Origin of the sequence: Xanthomonas bonasiae (assembly GCF_017163705.1) — a bacterium.
Taxonomy (GTDB): domain Bacteria; phylum Pseudomonadota; class Gammaproteobacteria; order Xanthomonadales; family Xanthomonadaceae; genus Xanthomonas_A; species Xanthomonas_A bonasiae.
In genome coordinates this window covers 25,899-42,151 of record NZ_JAFIWB010000024.1, presented here as the reverse complement: position 1 = coordinate 42,151, position 16,253 = coordinate 25,899, and the positions used below count along the sequence as shown (strand labels likewise).

Annotated in this window: 15 protein-coding genes and 1 pseudogene; 5 read left to right on the top strand and 11 right to left on the bottom strand. The window is 70.5% G+C overall.

The window, feature by feature from the left end:
- Positions 1–8: 8 nt before the first annotated feature.
- Positions 9–1,193, bottom strand: coding sequence for an efflux RND transporter periplasmic adaptor subunit (locus JR064_RS17610; protein ID WP_179570935.1), 1,185 nt, complete (start codon positions 1,191–1,193; stop codon positions 9–11).
- A 586-nt stretch (positions 1,194–1,779) separates the two neighbouring features.
- Entirely contained in the window at positions 1,780–2,637 is an 858-nt protein-coding gene (locus JR064_RS17605; RefSeq protein ID WP_179570936.1) for a PA4780 family RIO1-like protein kinase, read from the bottom strand.
- 52 nt (positions 2,638–2,689) lie between these two features.
- Between JR064_RS17605 and JR064_RS17600 the strand changes: the two genes are divergently transcribed.
- From JR064_RS17600 to JR064_RS17590, 3 genes are all read left to right on the top strand, one after another.
- A complete protein-coding gene (locus JR064_RS17600; RefSeq protein WP_179570893.1) occupies positions 2,690–2,899 on the top strand; it encodes a hypothetical protein in 210 nt (69 codons plus the stop codon).
- 593 nt (positions 2,900–3,492) lie between these two features.
- The gene (locus JR064_RS17595) at positions 3,493–5,922 is read left to right on the top strand and encodes a membrane-bound PQQ-dependent dehydrogenase, glucose/quinate/shikimate family (protein WP_206230600.1); all 2,430 of its coding nucleotides are present in this window, start codon (positions 3,493–3,495) and stop codon (positions 5,920–5,922) included.
- Positions 5,923–6,042: 120 nt separating this feature from the next.
- On the top strand, positions 6,043–6,903 hold the full coding sequence (locus JR064_RS17590) for an IclR family transcriptional regulator domain-containing protein (protein ID WP_179570938.1): 861 nt from the start codon (positions 6,043–6,045) through the stop codon (positions 6,901–6,903).
- A 94-nt stretch (positions 6,904–6,997) separates the two neighbouring features.
- Here the strand turns inward: JR064_RS17590 and JR064_RS17585 are convergent.
- The 9 genes and pseudogenes from JR064_RS17585 to JR064_RS17545 form a co-directional block, all read right to left on the bottom strand.
- Positions 6,998–7,129 (bottom strand): annotated as a pseudogene (locus JR064_RS17585) (alpha/beta hydrolase); the annotation flags it as partial.
- Between the two features lie 94 nt (positions 7,130–7,223).
- Entirely contained in the window at positions 7,224–7,610 is a 387-nt protein-coding gene (gene pcaC / locus JR064_RS17580) for a 4-carboxymuconolactone decarboxylase (RefSeq protein ID WP_191825831.1), read from the bottom strand.
- An 81-nt stretch (positions 7,611–7,691) separates the two neighbouring features.
- A complete protein-coding gene (pcaD, locus tag JR064_RS17575) occupies positions 7,692–8,474 on the bottom strand; it encodes a 3-oxoadipate enol-lactonase (protein WP_206230599.1) in 783 nt (260 codons plus the stop codon).
- 30 nt (positions 8,475–8,504) lie between these two features.
- Positions 8,505–9,848 (bottom strand): 3-carboxy-cis,cis-muconate cycloisomerase, encoded by a 1,344-nt coding sequence (locus JR064_RS17570; RefSeq protein WP_206230598.1) that lies wholly within the window; start codon positions 9,846–9,848, stop codon positions 8,505–8,507.
- A gap of 187 nt (positions 9,849–10,035) precedes the next feature.
- Complete coding sequence (gene pcaG / locus JR064_RS17565) at positions 10,036–10,599, bottom strand: protocatechuate 3,4-dioxygenase subunit alpha (RefSeq protein WP_206230597.1); 564 nt, start codon at positions 10,597–10,599, stop codon at positions 10,036–10,038.
- A gap of 4 nt (positions 10,600–10,603) precedes the next feature.
- On the bottom strand, positions 10,604–11,320 hold the full coding sequence (gene pcaH / locus JR064_RS17560; RefSeq protein ID WP_191825834.1) for a protocatechuate 3,4-dioxygenase subunit beta: 717 nt from the start codon (positions 11,318–11,320) through the stop codon (positions 10,604–10,606).
- A gap of 99 nt (positions 11,321–11,419) precedes the next feature.
- The gene (gene pcaF, locus JR064_RS17555; protein WP_206230596.1) at positions 11,420–12,628 is read right to left on the bottom strand and encodes a 3-oxoadipyl-CoA thiolase; all 1,209 of its coding nucleotides are present in this window, start codon (positions 12,626–12,628) and stop codon (positions 11,420–11,422) included.
- Positions 12,625–13,272 (bottom strand): 3-oxoacid CoA-transferase subunit B, encoded by a 648-nt coding sequence (locus JR064_RS17550; RefSeq protein ID WP_206230595.1) that lies wholly within the window; start codon positions 13,270–13,272, stop codon positions 12,625–12,627. The genes pcaF and JR064_RS17550 overlap by 4 nt, the downstream gene beginning before the upstream one ends.
- Positions 13,269–13,940, bottom strand: a complete 672-nt coding sequence (locus JR064_RS17545) for a 3-oxoacid CoA-transferase subunit A (protein ID WP_191825837.1) — start codon at positions 13,938–13,940, stop codon at positions 13,269–13,271. The genes JR064_RS17550 and JR064_RS17545 overlap by 4 nt, the downstream gene beginning before the upstream one ends.
- A 409-nt stretch (positions 13,941–14,349) precedes the next feature.
- On the opposite strand from JR064_RS17545, the gene JR064_RS17540 reads away from it, so the two are divergent.
- Together JR064_RS17540 and JR064_RS17535 are read left to right on the top strand one after the other, a co-directional pair.
- A complete protein-coding gene (locus JR064_RS17540; RefSeq protein ID WP_206230594.1) occupies positions 14,350–15,426 on the top strand; it encodes an aromatic ring-hydroxylating dioxygenase subunit alpha in 1,077 nt (358 codons plus the stop codon).
- Positions 15,427–15,451: 25 nt separating this feature from the next.
- Positions 15,452–16,234 carry a GntR family transcriptional regulator gene (locus tag JR064_RS17535; protein ID WP_206230593.1) on the top strand — a complete coding sequence of 261 codons (783 nt, stop codon included), beginning with the start codon at positions 15,452–15,454 and terminating at the stop codon, positions 16,232–16,234.
- Positions 16,235–16,253: the final 19 nt, after the last annotated feature.

Sequence of the window (16,253 nt, the reverse complement as noted above, 5' to 3'; positions counted from 1 at the left end):
GCAGCTCCTCAGTCGGCCTGGGCGTCGCCCGGCACCGCGGGCGCGGCCTCGAGCTGCGCGGCGCTGACCGCATACGGCACGACCGGTTTGCCGATCTCGGCGCGGCTGCCGTTGACGACGATCAGCCGTTCGCCCGGCTTGAGTCCGGCCTGCACCACCCAGTCGTGGCCGACCGCGTCGCCGGTGCGGATGCGGCGCTCCTCGACCCGGTTGTGCGCGCCGAGCAGCTTCACCAGCGGATCGCCCTTGGCATCGCGGGTCACCGCCTGCTGCGGCACCAGGATCGCGTTCGGGTCGCTGGCCAACGGCAGCAGCGCGCGCAGGTACATGCCGGGCAGCAGCAGATGCTGCGGATTGGGCACGACCACGCGCAGGGTGACCCCGCCGGTGCCGGGATCGACCGAGGTGCCGACGAACTCCAGCGTGCCCGGATGCGGATAGAAGCTGCCGTCCTCCAGGCGTACCCGCACCGAGATCTTGCCGTCGGCCGCCTTGATCTGGCCGGCATCGAGCCGCTCGCGCAAGGCCAGCATCTGCGTGCTGGACTGGCTCACGTCCAGGTAGATCGGGTCCAGCCGCTGGATCTTGGCCAGCGCCGCATCCTGCTGCGCGGTCACCAGCGCGCCGGCGGTATAGGCCGAACTGCCGATGGTGCCGGAGATCGGCGCCGTCACCCGGGTGTAGTCGAGATTGATGCGCGCCGCCTGCAACGACGCCTGCGCCGCCACCACGTTGGCTTCGGCTTCCTGCAAGGCGGCCTGCGCGTCGTCGGCGTCCTGTTTGCTGGCCGCGTCCTGTTCGACCAGGGTGCGGTAGCGCGCGGCCTTGGGACGCGCCGCGACCACGGCGGCCTGGGCCTGCGCGAGCTGCCCGCGCGCCGTGTCGTAGGCGGCCTGGTACGGCGCAGGATCGATTTGGTACAGCACCTGCCCGGCCTGGACTTCCTGGCCTTCGGTGAACAGCCGTTGCCGCAGCAGACCGTTGACCTGCGGTCGCACGTCGGAGACTTCGTAGGCCACGGTGCGCCCGGGCAGCGACTGCTCCACCGGCAAGCTGTGCGGGGTCAGCGCGAGCGTGCCGACCTTGATCGGCGGTGGCGGTTGCGGCGCGGACGAACACCCCGCCGCCATCGCGAGCGCGACGACGGAACCACAGAGAATGAAACAACGAGGCGCGGCGAAAGCGTCGAGCATGGGGGTCAAATCGTGGGGGTGGGAAGATCGAAGCGCGCAACGCTACACGAAATGTATTCCCGCGATATATCCGCACGAAAACCGCAGTCAGCTGCCACTACAACTTGCGCGTGCGCGCAGAAAGATTGACGAAAGATTCGTATTGCGGGCGATACGTTGGTATCGCATCGGGATACGGATATTCCGGTCGCCGTGTCGCGTTTGCGGCACGTTTCCAACCCGTTGCCGGGCGCGCTGTTGCGCTCGCCGATGGCAGCGCCATTCGCTGCCGATACAAAGACGCACCCTCGATCCCGAGCAACACGCGCCACCTTGCGCGTGCACGGAAAAGAAAGATGGAAGAGGTGAGCTGGGGCGACACGCCAGCGCGCGCAAGAGCAGGCGTGCGGCTTGTATCTGTCAGCGCCAACGCAACCTGCCGGAGAATCGATGACACGCCCTGGCGAACACGCATGGCGATGCGGAAATGACAGGGACGCGACAGTGAAGGAGCCACCGATGCGATCGGCGGCGCGCTGCGGCGATCGGCGCAGCGGCGAGGGATGTTTTTCGGCAGCGCGTCGTGCGGGACGCGCTGCCGCGCGACTCAGTCCTCGTCCGCCGCGGCCTCGCGGCCCTGCTGGCGGATGATCGCTTCCTGCCGCGCGTCCTCGATCGAGTCGCGCACCGCGCGCACGTCGGCGCGGCGGGTGTCGAAGACGAAGCGGCCGCTGAGCGCGCTATCCGGGCGCAGTTCGCCCTTCTCGTACAGCGCCCACATCTCTTCGCCGTAATGGGTTTCGTTGAGCTCCGGGGCGAAGCGGCCGAGGCAGTCGCGCAGGTTGTGCACGTCGCGCAGCAGCATGTCGCGCGCGGCGTTGTTGCCGGCGGCGCTGACCACCTGCGGGAAGTCGATCACCACCGGGCCCTCGGCGGCGACCAGCACGTTGTATTCGGACAGGTCGCCGTGCACCAGGCCCAGGCACAGCATCTTCACCACGTCGCCGATCAATTGCATGTGGAACGCGCGCGCCTGCTCCGGCTCCAGCTCCACTTCGCCCAGCCGCGGCGCGCTCTGCCCGTCGGCGTCGGTGACCAGGTCCATCAGCAGCACGCCGTGGAAGTAGCCGCGCGGCTGCGGCACGTGCACGCCGGCGTCCACCAGCTGGTACAGGGTGTTGGCCTCGGTGTCCTTCCACGCGGCTTCCTGCTCGCGGCGGCCGAACTTGGTCGCCTTGCCCATCGCCCGCGCCTGGCGGCTGCCGCGCACCTTGCGGCCCTCCTGGTACTGCACGCGCGCCTGGAAGCTGCGCTGCGCCATGTCCTTGTAGACCTTGGCGCACAGCACCTCGGCGCCGGCCTGGACCACGTACACGGCGGCCTCCTTGCCACTCTTGAGCGGGCGCAGCACGCTGTCGATGACGCCATCCTCGATCAGCGGCTGCAGGCCCTGGGGGGTTTTCATCGGACGCGGGGCACCTTGGGGGAAAACACGATTATGGCCCAACCTTGCGTGCATGCCGGTCGACAACTGCGGCATGGCCGGCCGCCAGCGGAGTAAAGTGGCACCCGCGATCGCCGCCACGGCGGCCGCAGTCGGCAATCCACAGTGCAATCGTCCAGAGGGTGTCATGAGCAAGGGCATGGATCAGAAGAAGAGCGACAAGAAGCAGCCGACCAAGACGCTGAAGGAAAAGCGCGCGGCCAAGAAAGAAAAGAAGAAGTAGCAAGCGCCTCCGGCGAGCTCGCGCGACGGGCTCGCCGGAACGTGGCCGCAGACGCGGCACGCCGCAGCAGGGCCGGCTCTTCACAGATCCGGACGCGGCGGCCCGATGCGGATCCCGGTGGCGCGTGAACGACCGTGCCGCGCCCGCGCGCACTGCGATCGCCCCATCCCTGCATCGGCCCGGCCACCGCGCAGACGCCGCGGTCCGCGCATGCGTTGCCGCCCGCATGGGTCCACCGGCCGTCCACGCCGCTGCGTTCCACCGCGATCTGCGCCTCGCCGCCCTCGCACTCGCCCCAGCCGTCGGTCGATCTGCCGCACGCCGATCGGCGCCTCGCCGCGACCGATGCCAAATTCGCACATCGGTGCGATAATCGACCAGACCTCTCGGAATGCGCCGTCGTCGGTGCCGCCCGCCAGGACGGCGGCGCGCTGGTGTCGCCGTCGCGTTTCCCGGCGCAGCGGCAGGCCACGGAAGACGCCTTCCGCTGTGGTCAGGACCCGTCCGTTTCCCTAGCCGTCTGACGGAACGCCCGGGAACACCGCCGTCGCGCAACCGCGCGCGGTCACGGAGTCTGCAGAGGAATACGCAACGTGAATACGCAATCGGATGTCTCGGTCCTGGGCCGCGGACTGCTTTGGGTGGTCGGCCTGTTGCTGGTGCTGATCGGCGGCGTGCTGCTGGTCGGCGGCCTGCGCCTGGCGACGGAGGGCGGCAGCTGGTACTTCCTGCTGATGGGGCTGGCCACGCTGGCCGCCGGCATCCTGGTGATCGCGCGCCGGCCCGCCGGCGCCGCGCTGTACGCCGCGGCCTTCGTCGGCACGCTGGTGTGGGCGCTGTGGGAAGTGGGACTGGCGTTCTGGCCGCTGGTCTCGCGCCTGGTCGCGCCGGCGGTGTTGGCGCTGTTGGTGGCCCTGCTGTGGCCGACCCTGCGCCGCAGCCGCCGGCAGCCGGCCGGGCGCGGCGCCTATGCGCTGTCCGCGCTGCTGGTGGTCGGCCTGGCCGCTACCGCGGGCTATGCCTTCGTGCCGCGCCCGGTCGTGCAGGCCAGCGCCGATGCGCCGGTCACGCCGGTGGCGCCGGGCACCGCGCAGAAGGACTGGATGCACTGGGGCAACACCGTGGCCGGCACCCGCTTCGCCGCACTGGACCAGATCAACCGCGACAACATCGGCCAGTTGCAGGTGGCGTGGACGACCCGCACCGGCGACGTGCCGACCAGCAACGGCTTCGGCGCCGAGGACCAGGCCACGCCGCTGCAGATCGGCGACACCGTGTATGTCTGCACCCCGCACAACCAGGTGTTCGCGCTGGATGCCGACAGCGGACAGAAGCGCTGGTCGTTCGACCCCAAGGCCACCGCGCCGAACTGGCAACGCTGCCGCGGCCTGGGCTACTACGACGCAGACAGCGCAGCGACCGCAACCGCGCCGGCGGCCGCCGGCGACAACCTGATGCCGGCGCCCGCTGCTGCAGCGCCAGCGGCGACACCGGCGCTGTGCCGCCGCCGTATCCTGATGAACACGGTCGATGCGCGCCTGTTCGCGCTCGACGCGCAGACCGGCACGCCCTGCGCCGACTTCGGCCAGGACGGCGTGGTCGACCTCAAGGCCGGCATGGGCGAGGTCAAGCCCGGCTTCTACACCCTGACCGCGGCGCCGCTGATCGCCGGCAACCTGATCGTGGTCGGCGGCCGCGTGGCCGACAACATCGAGGTCGGCGAGCCCTCGGGCGTGGTCCGCGCCTTCGACGTGCGCAGCGGCAAGCTGGTGTGGGCCTGGGACCTGGCCAAGGAAACCCCGGACACCCCGCTGGACCCGAACATCCACTACACCCGCGCTACCCCGAACGTGTGGACCTCGATGGCCTACGATCCGGCGCTGGGCCTGATCTACCTGCCCACCGGCAACACCACCCCGGATGCCTGGGGCGGCGAGCGCACGCCGCAGGACGACAAGTACAGTTCCTCGATCGTGGCGTTGGAGGTCGCGACCGGGCGCGTGCGCTGGCACTACCAGACCGTGCGCCACGACCTGTGGGACTACGACCTGCCGGCGCAGCCGACCCTGGCCGACGTGCCCGACGGCAAGGGCGGCACCGTGCCCGCGCTGCTGCAGGTGACCAAGGCCGGGCAGATCTTCATGCTCGATCGCGCTACCGGCCAGCCGCTGGCGCAGGTCCAGGAGGTGGCCGCACCGCAGGGCAAGGCCGACGGCGAGCGCTACGCGGCGACCCAGCCGCTGTCCACCGGCATGCCGCAGATCGGCACCGAGACACTGACCGAAGCCGACATGTGGGGCGCCACCCCGATCGATCAGATGCTGTGCCGCATCCAGTTCAGGCAGATGCGCTACGACGGCATGTACACCCCGCCGGGCGAGGACCTGGCGCTGCAATGGCCGGGCTCGCTGGGCGGCATGAACTGGGGCAGCGCCGCGCTGGACCCGACCACCGGCTACCTGTTCGTCAACGACATGCGCATCGGCCTGTGGACGAAGCTGATCCCGCGCCGGCAGATGGAGAGCCAGAAGGCCGGCGGCGTGGAGATGGGCGCGGCCTCGCAGACCGGCACCCCGTACGGCTCGCTGCGCGACCGCTTCGTCTCCAAGCTCGGCATCCCGTGCCAGAAGCCGCCGTACGGCACCCTGTCGGCGATCGACCTGGCCACCCGCAAGCTGGTCTGGCAGGTACCGGTCGGCACGGTGCAGGACACCGGCCCGCTCGGCATCAAGATGCGCCTGCCGATCCCGATCGGCATGCCGACCCTGGGCGGCGCGCTGGCCACCCAGTCCGGCCTGCTGTTCTTCGCCGGCACCCAGGACTACTACCTGCGCGGCCTCGACAGCCACACCGGCAAGGAACTGTGGAAGGCGCGGCTGCCGGTCGGCAGCCAGGGCACGCCGATGACCTACGTTTCGCCCAGGAGCGGCCGCCAGTACATCGTGGTCACCGCCGGCGGCGCGCGGCAGTCGCCGGACCGCGGCGACTACGTGATCGCCTACGCCTTGCCCGGCAAGCACTGAGACCCGCCCGGAACCGGCCGGCGCGCGCCGGTTCCGCGGCTACCGGGAACACGGCCGCCACGCAGGCGGCCGTGCAGCGCTTACCATGACGGGGTATCCGATGGATTGCACGCTCACCTGATGGCCGATTCCCCCGCTTCCGCAGGCCGGCGCAAGGCCGGCGCCGGTTCGCCGCCCGCCGAGCGCGGGCTCACCCACGAGCTGATGCAGCAGATCGACGGGCTGCAAGGCGACCCGGACTTCATGACCTCGCTGGCGCGCGGCCTGGCCGTGCTCAGCGTGTTCGCGCTGCATGCGCGCGAGGTCACCATGTCGCAGATCAGCACCGAGACCGGCATTTCGCGCGCGGCGGTACGGCGCGTGCTCTACACCCTGGGCAAGCTCGGCTACGTCGGCGAACAGGGCCGCGGCTACGTGCTGCTGCCGCGCGTGCTCGGCATCGGCGGCGCCTACGTGGCGTCCTCGTCGATGACCGCGGCCGCGCAGCCGGTGCTGGACGCGCTGCGCGACGCGGTGCACGAATCCTGCTCGCTGGGCGTGCTCGACGGCGACGACCTGCTGTACATCGCCCGCGCCGAGACCGTGCGCATCATGTCGATCGGCCTGCGCGCCGGCAGCCGGCTGCCGGCCTACTGCACCTCGATGGGCCGGGTCCTGCTGGCGGCGCTGCCGCACGACACCCTGGAAAGCTACCTGGAACGCAATCCGCTGCGCCCGCGCACCGAACGTACCGTCACCGGCCAGCGCGAGTTCCTGGAGACGCTGGCGCGCGTGCGCCGCGAGGATGTCTCGCTGATCGACCAGGAACTGGAGATCGGCCTGCGCTCGATCGCGGTGCCGGTGCGCAACCGCCGCGGCGAGGTCATCGCCGCGCTCAACATCGGCACCCAGGCCGGCCGCGTGACCCTGCAGGCGATGCAGACGCAGCTGCTGCCCCCGCTGAGGGACGCCGCGCAGCGGCTGGGCGGCTTGCTCAGCTGAGTCCCTAGAGCCGGCTGGCACGCCGGCCGCCGCCGCTACATGCTCCCCATCGCGGCGCCGTTCGATTCACCGGGCCACAGCGCCCGCGTCGCGCTCAGCGCGGCCGGCGCAGGAAGCCGACCACCGCCTCCACCCACGCCGCATGCGCGTTCTCGACGTGCGCCACATGGTCGGCGTGCGGCAGCGTGACCCAGCTGCGGTCCCCGCTGCGCAGGCGCAGGTACAGTCGCCACGGGCGTGACCGGAAAGGCCTGTCGCGACTGAAGTCGCTCCTACAAGATCGGCCACGCGATGCGAGCAGCGCGACGCCAGCGCCGGCCTCAGCCCTCGGCCGCCTGCTCTTCCAGGATCGGCTTGGCCAGCGCGAAGGCGTGGTTGGCCGCGGGCACGCCGCAGTAGATCGCCGCCTGCAGCAGCACTTCCTTGATCTCGTCCGCGCTCACGCCATTGTTGCGCGCGGCGCGCACGTGCAGCTTGAATTCCTCGTCGTGGCCGAGCGCGACCATCATCGCCAGGGTCAGCAGCGAACGCGTGTGGCGCGGCAGGCCGTCGCGGGTCCAGACGGTGCCCCAGGCGGTGCGGGTGATGAACTCCTGGAACTCGCTGGTGAAGTCGGTGCGCGCGGCCAGCGAGCGTTCCACGTGGTCTTCGCCGAGTACGGCTTTGCGGACCTGCAGTCCGGCGTCGTAGCGTTGTTTTTCGTCCATGGGGTTTCCGTTGTGATGTGGGGGGATGCAGCGTCGGGATCAGCGTCGCCGGCCGCCTGCGCAGCGGAGCGGGCTTTCGTTCTAGGAAGCCTGGAGAAACTCGAGCAGGAGGCGGTTGAACGCCTGCGCGGACTCCACATTGCAGATGTGGCGGCCGGGCACCTGCGCAGCGCGGCCGTCCTGCACCGCAGCGGCGATCTCGCGCAGGTCCTGCGGCGGGCACACCGGATCGTCGTCGCCGGCGATCGCCAGCAGCGGCACCGCCAGCGCGCCGAGCCGGCCACGGAAGTCGGCGCTGGCCACGGCGTGGCAGCATGCCGCATAGCCTTCGGGCGAGGTGGCGAGGAAGGTGGCGATGATCTCGTCCAGCCGCTGCGGACACCGCGCGGCGAAGGCCGGGGTGAACCAGCGCTCGCGCGTCGCCGCCGCCAGTGCAGTCAGGCCCTCGGCCTGCACCTGCGCGATGCGTGCGCGCCAACTGTCCTCGCTGCCGATCTTCTGCGCCGTGGCGCTCACCACCAGGCGCTCCAGGCGTGCGCCGGCGTGCAGGCCCAGCCACTGCCCGGTCAGGCCGCCGATCGACAGCCCGCAGAAATGGCTGCGTTCGATCCGCAGCGCATCCCACAGCGCCAGCACGTCGCCGCCGAGATCGTCCACGCGATAGGGGCCGGCCGGCACGCCGGAGCCGCCATGTCCGCGACGGTCGTAGCGCAGCAGGCGGTAGTGCGGCGCCAGTGCGTCGATCTGCGCGTCCCACATGTGCAGGTCGGTGCCGAGCGAATTGCAGAAGGTCAGCCACGGCTTGCCGGCGCTGCCGTCGAGGCGGTAGTGCAGGCGATGGCTGGGCAGATCGAGAAACGGCATGGCGGCTCCGCGGAATCCAGTTGCACAGGCTCAGCCGTTGGCGAGCACGCGGTCGATCCAGACATCGGCCATGCCGCGCCAGCTGTCGGCGGCGAACAGCGCCTGCAATCGGTTTTCATCCAACACCGCGGTCACCCGCGTGTCGGCCGCCAGCACCTCGCGCAGGTGACGGCCGTGCTGCAGTGCGTGGCGCGCGGACTCTTCCACCAACGCGTGCGCGGCAGCCTTGCCCAAGGTGGCGGCGAGCGCGACCGACACCGCCTCGGCGTAGAGCAAGCCGCCATGGCTGTCCAGGTGCGTGCGCATGCGCGCGCGGTCCAGTTCCAGGCCCTCGATGACGCTGCGCATCTGCGCCAGGCTGCCAGCGCTCAGGCGCACGATCTCCGGCACGGTATCCCACTCGGCATGCCACTGCCCGGCGGCGCGTTCGTGCGGCTGCGGCAACGCCGCGTACAGCGTGGACACCAGGCCGGGCACGCGCGTGGCCGCGGCGATGGCGGCCACGCAGCCCACCGGGTTGCGCTTGTGCGGCATCGCCGAGGAACCGCCCTTGCCGGACGCGGCCGGCTCGAAGGCCTCGGCCACTTCCGACTGCATCAGCAGCACGATGTCGGTGGCGATCTTGCCCAGGGTTCCGGCCAGCAGCGCGAACGCGCTGCCGATCTCGACGATGCGGTCGCGCGCGGCATGCCAGGGCAGCGCCGGCAGCGGCAGCCGCAGCGCCTGCGCCAGGGCCTGCGCCACCGCCAGCCCTTGCGTCTGCAACGAGGCCAGGGTGCCGGCGGCGCCGCCGAACTGCAGCACCAGCGCGTCCTCGCGCAGCGCCTGCAAGCGGCGCTGTGCGCGCTGCAATGCATCCAGCCAGCCGGCGGCCTTGAGTCCGAACGTCACCGGCACCGCCTGCTGCAGCAGCGTGCGGCCAGGCAGGCCGGTGTCGCGCTCGCGCTGGGCGAGCGCATGCACGGCATCGCACAGCGCCGCCAGCTTCGGCTGCAGCGCATCCAGCGCGGCGCGCAGCTGCAGCACGCTGCCTGTGTCGATCGCGTCCTGGCTGGTGGCGGCCCAATGCACCCAGCGCGCGGCGGACGCATCGATCGCCTCGACCTGCGTGGTCAGCGCCTTGACCAGCGGGATGGCCGGATTGCCGGCCAGCGCGGTGGCCTGGCCGAGCGCGGCCAGGTCGTACCGCTGCGCCTGGCAGGCCGCCTGGATCGGCGCGACCGCCGCATCCGGAATCACCCCGCAGCGCGCCTCGGCCAGCGCCAGCGCGGCCTCGAAATCGAGCATGCCCTGCAACCGCGCGCTATCGTCGAACAGCGCATCGATGTCGGGGTCGCCGAACAAGGGGCTGAGCAGGGAAAGGCTGGAACTCATGGATGACGTCTCTGCGGGTCGTGCCGGCGCATCGGGCCGGCCAAGGGTAGCGCCAACGCGATGACGGGATGCGCGGACTGCACCCACCGCCGCTGTCGCCTGTCTGCAGGAGCGGCTTCAGCCGCGACCGGGCGTTACCAGGAAAGCCCCGGTCGCGGCTGAAGCCGCTCCTACACAAAGCGGGCGCTCAGTAGCTGAAAAACACGGTCTCCTGCTCGCCCTGCATGCGCACGTCCCAGGCGTAGTGCCCCGGCGCGGTGCGCTGGGCCAGCAGCGTGTCGCGCCGTTGCGGCGGCACCAGCGCCAGGATCGGGTCCTCGCCGTTGCCGGCGGCATCGGCGAAGTACAGCCGCGTGGACGCGCCGCGCAGCAGGCCGCGCATGAACACCAGCACCATCAGGTGCGGCGCCTGCGGCGCACCCTTGGGCCCGGCCACCGTCCCTGGCTTGATCGTACTGAAGGAGAAACGGCCATGCGCGTCGGTCGGCACGCGGCCCCAGCCGTGGAACGCCGGATCGTGATCGTCGTGGCGCGGGTCGTCGCGATGCGCGTAGATGCCGGCGGCGTCGGCCTGCCAGATCTCCAGCACCGCATCGGCGACCGGCACGCCGGCGCCATCGAACACCGTGCCGCTCACCTGCACGCGCTCGCCGCGCGCCGCGGCCGGCGCGATCTCGGTACGGTACAGCGGCTCCAGGCCCAGGCGGTAGTACGGGCCGACGGTTTGCGAAGGGGTTGCCTGAAAACTCATGGTGTCACTCCCAGACGGTCTGCTTGCGGCCACGCAGCACGATGTCGAACCGGTAGGCCAGCGCGTATTCGCTGATCGCGTTCTCCCAGTCGAACGCCGACACCATCCGCGCCTTGGCCTTGTCGTCGTCCACGCAATTGAAGATCGGGTCGTAGGCCAGCAGCGGGTCGCCGGGGAAGTACATCTGCGTGACCAGGCGCTGGCCGATGCCCTCGCCGTGCAGCGAAAAGTGGATGTGCGCCGGACGCCAGGCGTTGTAGTGGTTGCGCCACGGATAGGCGCCGGGCTTGATGGTCTTGAAGCGGTAGCGGCCGTGTTCGTCGGTCAGCACCTGGCCGGTGCCGGTGAAGTTGGGGTCCAGCGGCGCATCGTGCTGGTCGCCGGCGTGCAGATAGCGCCCAGCGGCATTGCACTGCCAGACCTCGACCACGCTGTTGCGCACCGGCTGGCCGTTCTCGTCGAGCACGCGGCCGGAGACGACGATGCGCTCGCCCAGCGGCTCGCCGGGAAAGCCGGCGGTGAGATCGGCGGCATGCGCGCCCAGGGTGATCCGGTCCAGCGTGGGCCCGGTGATTTCCGACAGCGTCGCCGGGATCGCGATCGGGTCGCGGCTGGGGCCGCGGCGCACGGTCGAGGCATAGGCAGGATGGATGTACGCCGGCTGCGTGCCCGGATACGGCTTGCGATAGCCGAGCAGCGCGTCGTTGGTGGAATCGCTCATCTTGCTCCTTCCGGTGGCTCCGCATGGAGCCTGTTGCGTGTTCGTTGCTCGCGCAGGAGCCGCTTCATGCCTGCAACGCTGCGGCTACAAGATAGTCGCTCAGACCCGCTCGATCGCCAGCGCCACGCCCTGGCCGACACCGATGCACATCGTCGCCAGGCCGCGGCGGCCGCCGCTGGCCTCGAGCTGGCGCAGCAGGGTCAGCGCCAGGCGCGCGCCGCTCATGCCCAGCGGATGGCCGAGCGCGATCGCGCCGCCGTTGGCATTGACGTGCGCGGCATCGTCGGCGACGCCCAGTTCGCGCAGGCACGCCAGCCCCTGCGCGGCGAAGGCTTCGTTCAATTCGATCGCATCGAAGTCCTCGATCGTCGCGCCGAGCCGCGCCAGCAACTTGCGCGTGGCCGGCACCGGGCCGATGCCCATGTAGGCCGGCTCCACGCCAGCCGAAGCAAAGCCGAGCACGCGCGCCCGCGGGGTCAGGCCCAGCGCCTGCACCTGCGCGGCCGAGGCCAGCAGCAGCGCCGCCGCGCCATCGTTGATGCCCGAGGCGTTGCCGGCGGTGACCGTGCCCGGCTGGCGGAAGATCGGCTTCAGCCGCGCCAACGCCTCGGCGCTGGTGTCCGCGCGCGGATGCTCGTCGCGCGCGACCTCGACGGTCTCGCCGCGCTTGCCGCCCGGCACCATCACCGGCACGAGTTCGCCGTCGAAGAAACCGGCCGCCTGCGCGGCGGCGGTGCGTTGCTGGCTGCGCAGCGCGAACGCGTCCTGATCCTCGCGCGAGATGGCGTAGCGCGCGGCGACGTTCTCCGCGGTTTCGCCCATCAGCTCCACGCCGTACAGCCGCTGCATTTGCGGATTGACGAAACGCCAGCCCATCGTGGTGTCCTCGATGCGCTGCTCGCGTGCGAACGGCGTGGCGGCCTTGCCCATCACGTAGGGCGCGCGCGACATCGACTCCACGCCGCCGGCGATCGCCAGCCCCAACTCGCCGGCACGGATGCCGCGCGCGACCGTGCCGACCGCGTCCAGCCCCGAGCCGCACAGGCGGTTGACGGTGCTGCCGGGCACGCTGGACGGCAGCCCGGCCAGCAACAGGCTCATCCGCGCGACGTTGCGATTGTCCTCGCCGGCCTGGTTGGCGCAACCGAGATAGACGTCCTCGACCAGCGCCGGGTCCAGCTGCGGATGCCGCGCCAGCAGCGCCTTGATCGGCATCGCGCCGAGGTCGTCGGCGCGTACGCCGGCCAGCGCGCCGCCGTAGCGGCCGATCGGGGTGCGGATGCCATCGATGATGAACACGTCGCTCATTGCGCCTTCTCCATCGTCAGCGACAGGCCGGTGAGGCGTTGCAGTTCGTCCAGCGACAAGCCGTCGACGAGCTCGATGACAGCGGCGCCGTGCTTGCCGACCGCGAACACGCCCAGGTCGGTGTAGACGCGCGAGACGCAGCGCAGGCCGGTCAGCGGATAGGTGCATTCGGCGACCAGCTTGCTGTCGCCGTTCTTGGTCAGCAGGTCCATCATCACGAACACGTCCTTGGCGCCGATCGCCAGGTCCATCGCGCCGCCGACCGCGGGGATCGCGTCCGGCGCGCCGGTGCTCCAGTTGGCCAGGTCGCCATGCACCGAGACCTGGAATGCGCCGAGCACGCACACGTCCAGGCGTCCGCTGCGCATCATCGCGAACGAATCGGCATGATGGAAATAGCAGCCGCCGGTCAGCAGCGTCACCGGCTGCTTGCCGGCGTTGATCAGGTCCGGATCCTCCTCGCCGGGCGCTGGCGCCGGGCCCATGCCGAGCACGCCGTTCTCCGAATGCAGGAAGATCTCCTTGTCGGCAGGCAGGAAGTTGGCCACCAGGGTCGGCAGGCCGATGCCGAGATTGACGTAGGCGCCTTCGCCGATATCGCGCGCCACGCGCGCGGCGATCTGGTCTCGGCTCAGACGGTTCATGCGGCATCTCCGGCGGCGACCACGCGTTGCACGAAGATGCCCGGGGTGACCACCGCTTCCGGATCCAGCGCGCCGAGCGCCACCACTTCGCCGACCTGCACGATGGTGCAGTCGGCGGCCATCGCCATCAACGGACCGAAATTGCGCGCGGTCTTGCGGTATACCAGGTTGCCCCAGCGGTCGCCCCGATACGCCTTGATCAGGGCGAAGTCGGCGCGGATCGGATATTCGAGCACGTAGTGCCGGCCATCGATCTCGCGCGTCTCCTTGCCCGTGGCCAGTTCGGTGCCGTAGCCGGTCGGGGTGAAGATCGCGCCCAGGCCGTTGCCGGCAGCATGGATGCGCGCGGCCAGGTTGCCCTGCGGCACCAGTTCCAGCTCGATCTCGCCGGCGCGGTAGGCCGCATCGAAATGCTGCGAGTCGCTCTGCCGCGGGAACGAGCAAACGATCTTGCGGACACGCTTGTGCCGAATCAGCGCGGCCAGCCCGGTGTCGCCGTTGCCGGCGTTGTTGTTGACGATGGTCAGCGCGCGCGCGCCTTGCGCGATCAATGCATCGATCAGTTCGTCGGGCATGCCGGCGCTGCCGAAGCCGCCGATCATCACCGTGGCGCCGTCGTGGATGTCGGCCACGGCCGCTGCGAACGAGGCGACGGTCTTGTCGATCATGCCGCCGCTCCTGCGGGGCCGTGCCCGGCGACCGGCTGCGGGCCGGTCACGGGGCGATAGAGGATTGCCGACATCGGTGCTGTCTCCCGCGAGGTGCGCAACGGCGGCGTCCGCCGTGGTGCCTGATTGATCGAAGCCCCGGCGCATCGATGGAGGCTGCACGCAGCCCTCGTCGCGTCGCCGGACAGAGCCACACGTTAGGCCCAGCGCTTCACGCGGTCAATTCGATTACCGGCCATGTAAATCGATAATCGAACATTTTCGATGTTGCACCGCGGCGTGCACGGACACGGTTCGATGTATACAAAACGTCGGCATCCGCTTTTTTTAACCCGAAAAAAACGAGCAAGAGCGCAATTTACCCGCCGTGCCCAGATCGGCACGCCGCCGAATGTATACAGGACCCGCCATGTCCGACCCGACTCCCCGCTACCCGCTCAACGCCTGGTACGCCATCGCCTGGGACCACGAGGTCCGCCACGCCCTGCTGCCGCGCAAGGCCTGCAACCTCGACATCGTGCTCTACCGCACCGGCGCCGGCGCGCTGGTGGCGCTGGAGGATGCCTGCTGGCACCGGCTGGTGCCGCTGTCGATGGGCAAGCTGCGCGGCGACGACGTGGTCTGCGGCTACCACGGCCTGGTCTACGATGCGCTGGGCCGCTGCGTGCACATGCCCTCGCAGGAGACGATCAACCCCGCGGCCTGCGTGCGCAGCTTCCCGGTCGCCGAGAAGCACCGTTACGTGTGGATCTGGCCCGGCGACGCGGCGCTGGCCGATCCGGCGCTGATCCCCGACCTGCACTGGAACAGCGACCCGGCCTGGGCCGGCGATGGCCGCACCATCCAGGTCAAGTGCGATTACCGGCTGGTGCTGGACAACCTGATGGACCTGACCCACGAGACCTTCGTGCACGGCTCCAGCATCGGCCAGGACGCGGTGGCCGAGGCGCCGTTCGAGGTGGTGCACGGCGAGCGCAGCGTCACCGTCTCGCGCTGGATGCGCGACATCGACCCGCCGCCGTTCTGGGCGCGGCAGATCGAGCACGCGCTGGGCTACCGCGGCAAGGTCGACCGCTGGCAGATCATCCGCTTCGAGGCGCCGTGCACCATCGCCATCGACGTCGGCGTGGCGGTCGCCGGCAGCGGCGCGCCGGAAGGCGACCGCAGCCAGGGCGTGAACGGCTACGTGCTCAACACCATCACCCCCGAGACCGACGGCAGCTGCCACTACTTCTGGGCGTTCATGCGCAACCACTCGCTGCACGAGCAGTCGATGACCACGCTGCTGCGCGAGGGCGTGACCGGCGTGTTCGGCGAGGACGAGGCGATCCTGGAAGCGCAGCAGCGGGCGATCGACGCGCATCCGGACCACGCGTTCTACAACCTCAACGTCGATGCCGGCGGGATGTGGGCGCGGCGGCTGATCGAGCGCATGGTCGCGCGCGAGCAGGGCAGCCGCGACCTGGATCTGCGCATGGTCGGCTGACCGTCCCACCCACCACCGGAACGCCATGCACGCCACGCCTCCCTTCCGCTCCAGCGCCGCCCAGACCACCCGCGCGCTGCTGGAACTGCGCGACCTGATCCTCGGCGGCGCCCTGGCGCCGGGCGAACGCCTGTCCGAACTGGCGGTGGTCGAACGCCTGGGCGTCTCGCGCACGCCGGTGCGCGCGGCGCTGCAACGCCTGTGCGAAGAAGGCCTGGCCACCGCCCTGCCCGGCGGCGGCTACGCGGTCAAGGCGTTCAGCGAACGCGACGTGCACGACGCGATCGAACTGCGCGGCACCCTGGAAGGGCTGGCCGCGCGCCTGGCCGCCGAACGCGGCGCCAGCGTCGCCGAGCTGCAGCAGGCGCACGCGCTGCTGGAACGGCTCGATGCGGTCCTCGCCTCGGAGCTGGGCGAGGACGACTTCGCCAACTACGTGCAGTACAACGAACAGTTGCATGCCTTGCTGATCGCGATGGCGGGCAGCGACCTGCTGGCGCGCGAATTCGCGCGCACCGTGCAGCTGCCGTTCGCCTCGCCCAACGGCTTCGTGATGGCCCAGGTGGCGGTGCCGGAAGCGCGCCTGATCCTGACCCTGGCGCAGGACCAGCACCGGCAGGTGGTCGAAGCGATCGCGCAGCGCCAGGGCGCGCGCGCCGAAGCGCTGATGCGCGAGCACGCCCGCCTGGCCCAGCGCAATTTCGGCTATGCCCTGCGCGACCAGGCGATCGGACGGGTGCACGGCGGCGGGCTGATCCAGCCGAACCCGCCAGACGCGCGGGCGCGCAGCCGTGGTGGCGGCGCCTGAGTCGAACCACGCCGGCGCC

What these genes read in the sequence shown, in the direction of transcription:
- JR064_RS17610 (WP_179570935.1), bottom strand. Translation starts at nt 1,193, where the DNA reads ATGCTCGACGCTTTCGCCGCGCCTCGTTGTTTCATTCTCTGTGGTTCC.
- JR064_RS17605 (WP_179570936.1), bottom strand. Translation starts at nt 2,637, where the DNA reads ATGAAAACCCCCCAGGGCCTGCAGCCGCTGATCGAGGATGGCGTCATC.
- JR064_RS17600 (WP_179570893.1), top strand. Translation starts at nt 2,690, where the DNA reads ATGCCGGTCGACAACTGCGGCATGGCCGGCCGCCAGCGGAGTAAAGTG.
- JR064_RS17590 (WP_179570938.1), top strand. Translation starts at nt 6,043, where the DNA reads ATGGCCGATTCCCCCGCTTCCGCAGGCCGGCGCAAGGCCGGCGCCGGT.
- pcaC (WP_191825831.1), bottom strand. Translation starts at nt 7,610, where the DNA reads ATGGACGAAAAACAACGCTACGACGCCGGACTGCAGGTCCGCAAAGCC.
- pcaD (WP_206230599.1), bottom strand. Translation starts at nt 8,474, where the DNA reads ATGCCGTTTCTCGATCTGCCCAGCCATCGCCTGCACTACCGCCTCGAC.
- JR064_RS17570 (WP_206230598.1), bottom strand. Translation starts at nt 9,848, where the DNA reads ATGAGTTCCAGCCTTTCCCTGCTCAGCCCCTTGTTCGGCGACCCCGAC.
- pcaG (WP_206230597.1), bottom strand. Translation starts at nt 10,599, where the DNA reads ATGAGTTTTCAGGCAACCCCTTCGCAAACCGTCGGCCCGTACTACCGC.
- pcaH (WP_191825834.1), bottom strand. Translation starts at nt 11,320, where the DNA reads ATGAGCGATTCCACCAACGACGCGCTGCTCGGCTATCGCAAGCCGTAT.
- pcaF (WP_206230596.1), bottom strand. Translation starts at nt 12,628, where the DNA reads ATGAGCGACGTGTTCATCATCGATGGCATCCGCACCCCGATCGGCCGC.
- JR064_RS17550 (WP_206230595.1), bottom strand. Translation starts at nt 13,272, where the DNA reads ATGAACCGTCTGAGCCGAGACCAGATCGCCGCGCGCGTGGCGCGCGAT.
- JR064_RS17545 (WP_191825837.1), bottom strand. Translation starts at nt 13,940, where the DNA reads ATGATCGACAAGACCGTCGCCTCGTTCGCAGCGGCCGTGGCCGACATC.
- JR064_RS17540 (WP_206230594.1), top strand. Translation starts at nt 14,350, where the DNA reads ATGTCCGACCCGACTCCCCGCTACCCGCTCAACGCCTGGTACGCCATC.
- JR064_RS17535 (WP_206230593.1), top strand. Translation starts at nt 15,452, where the DNA reads ATGCACGCCACGCCTCCCTTCCGCTCCAGCGCCGCCCAGACCACCCGC.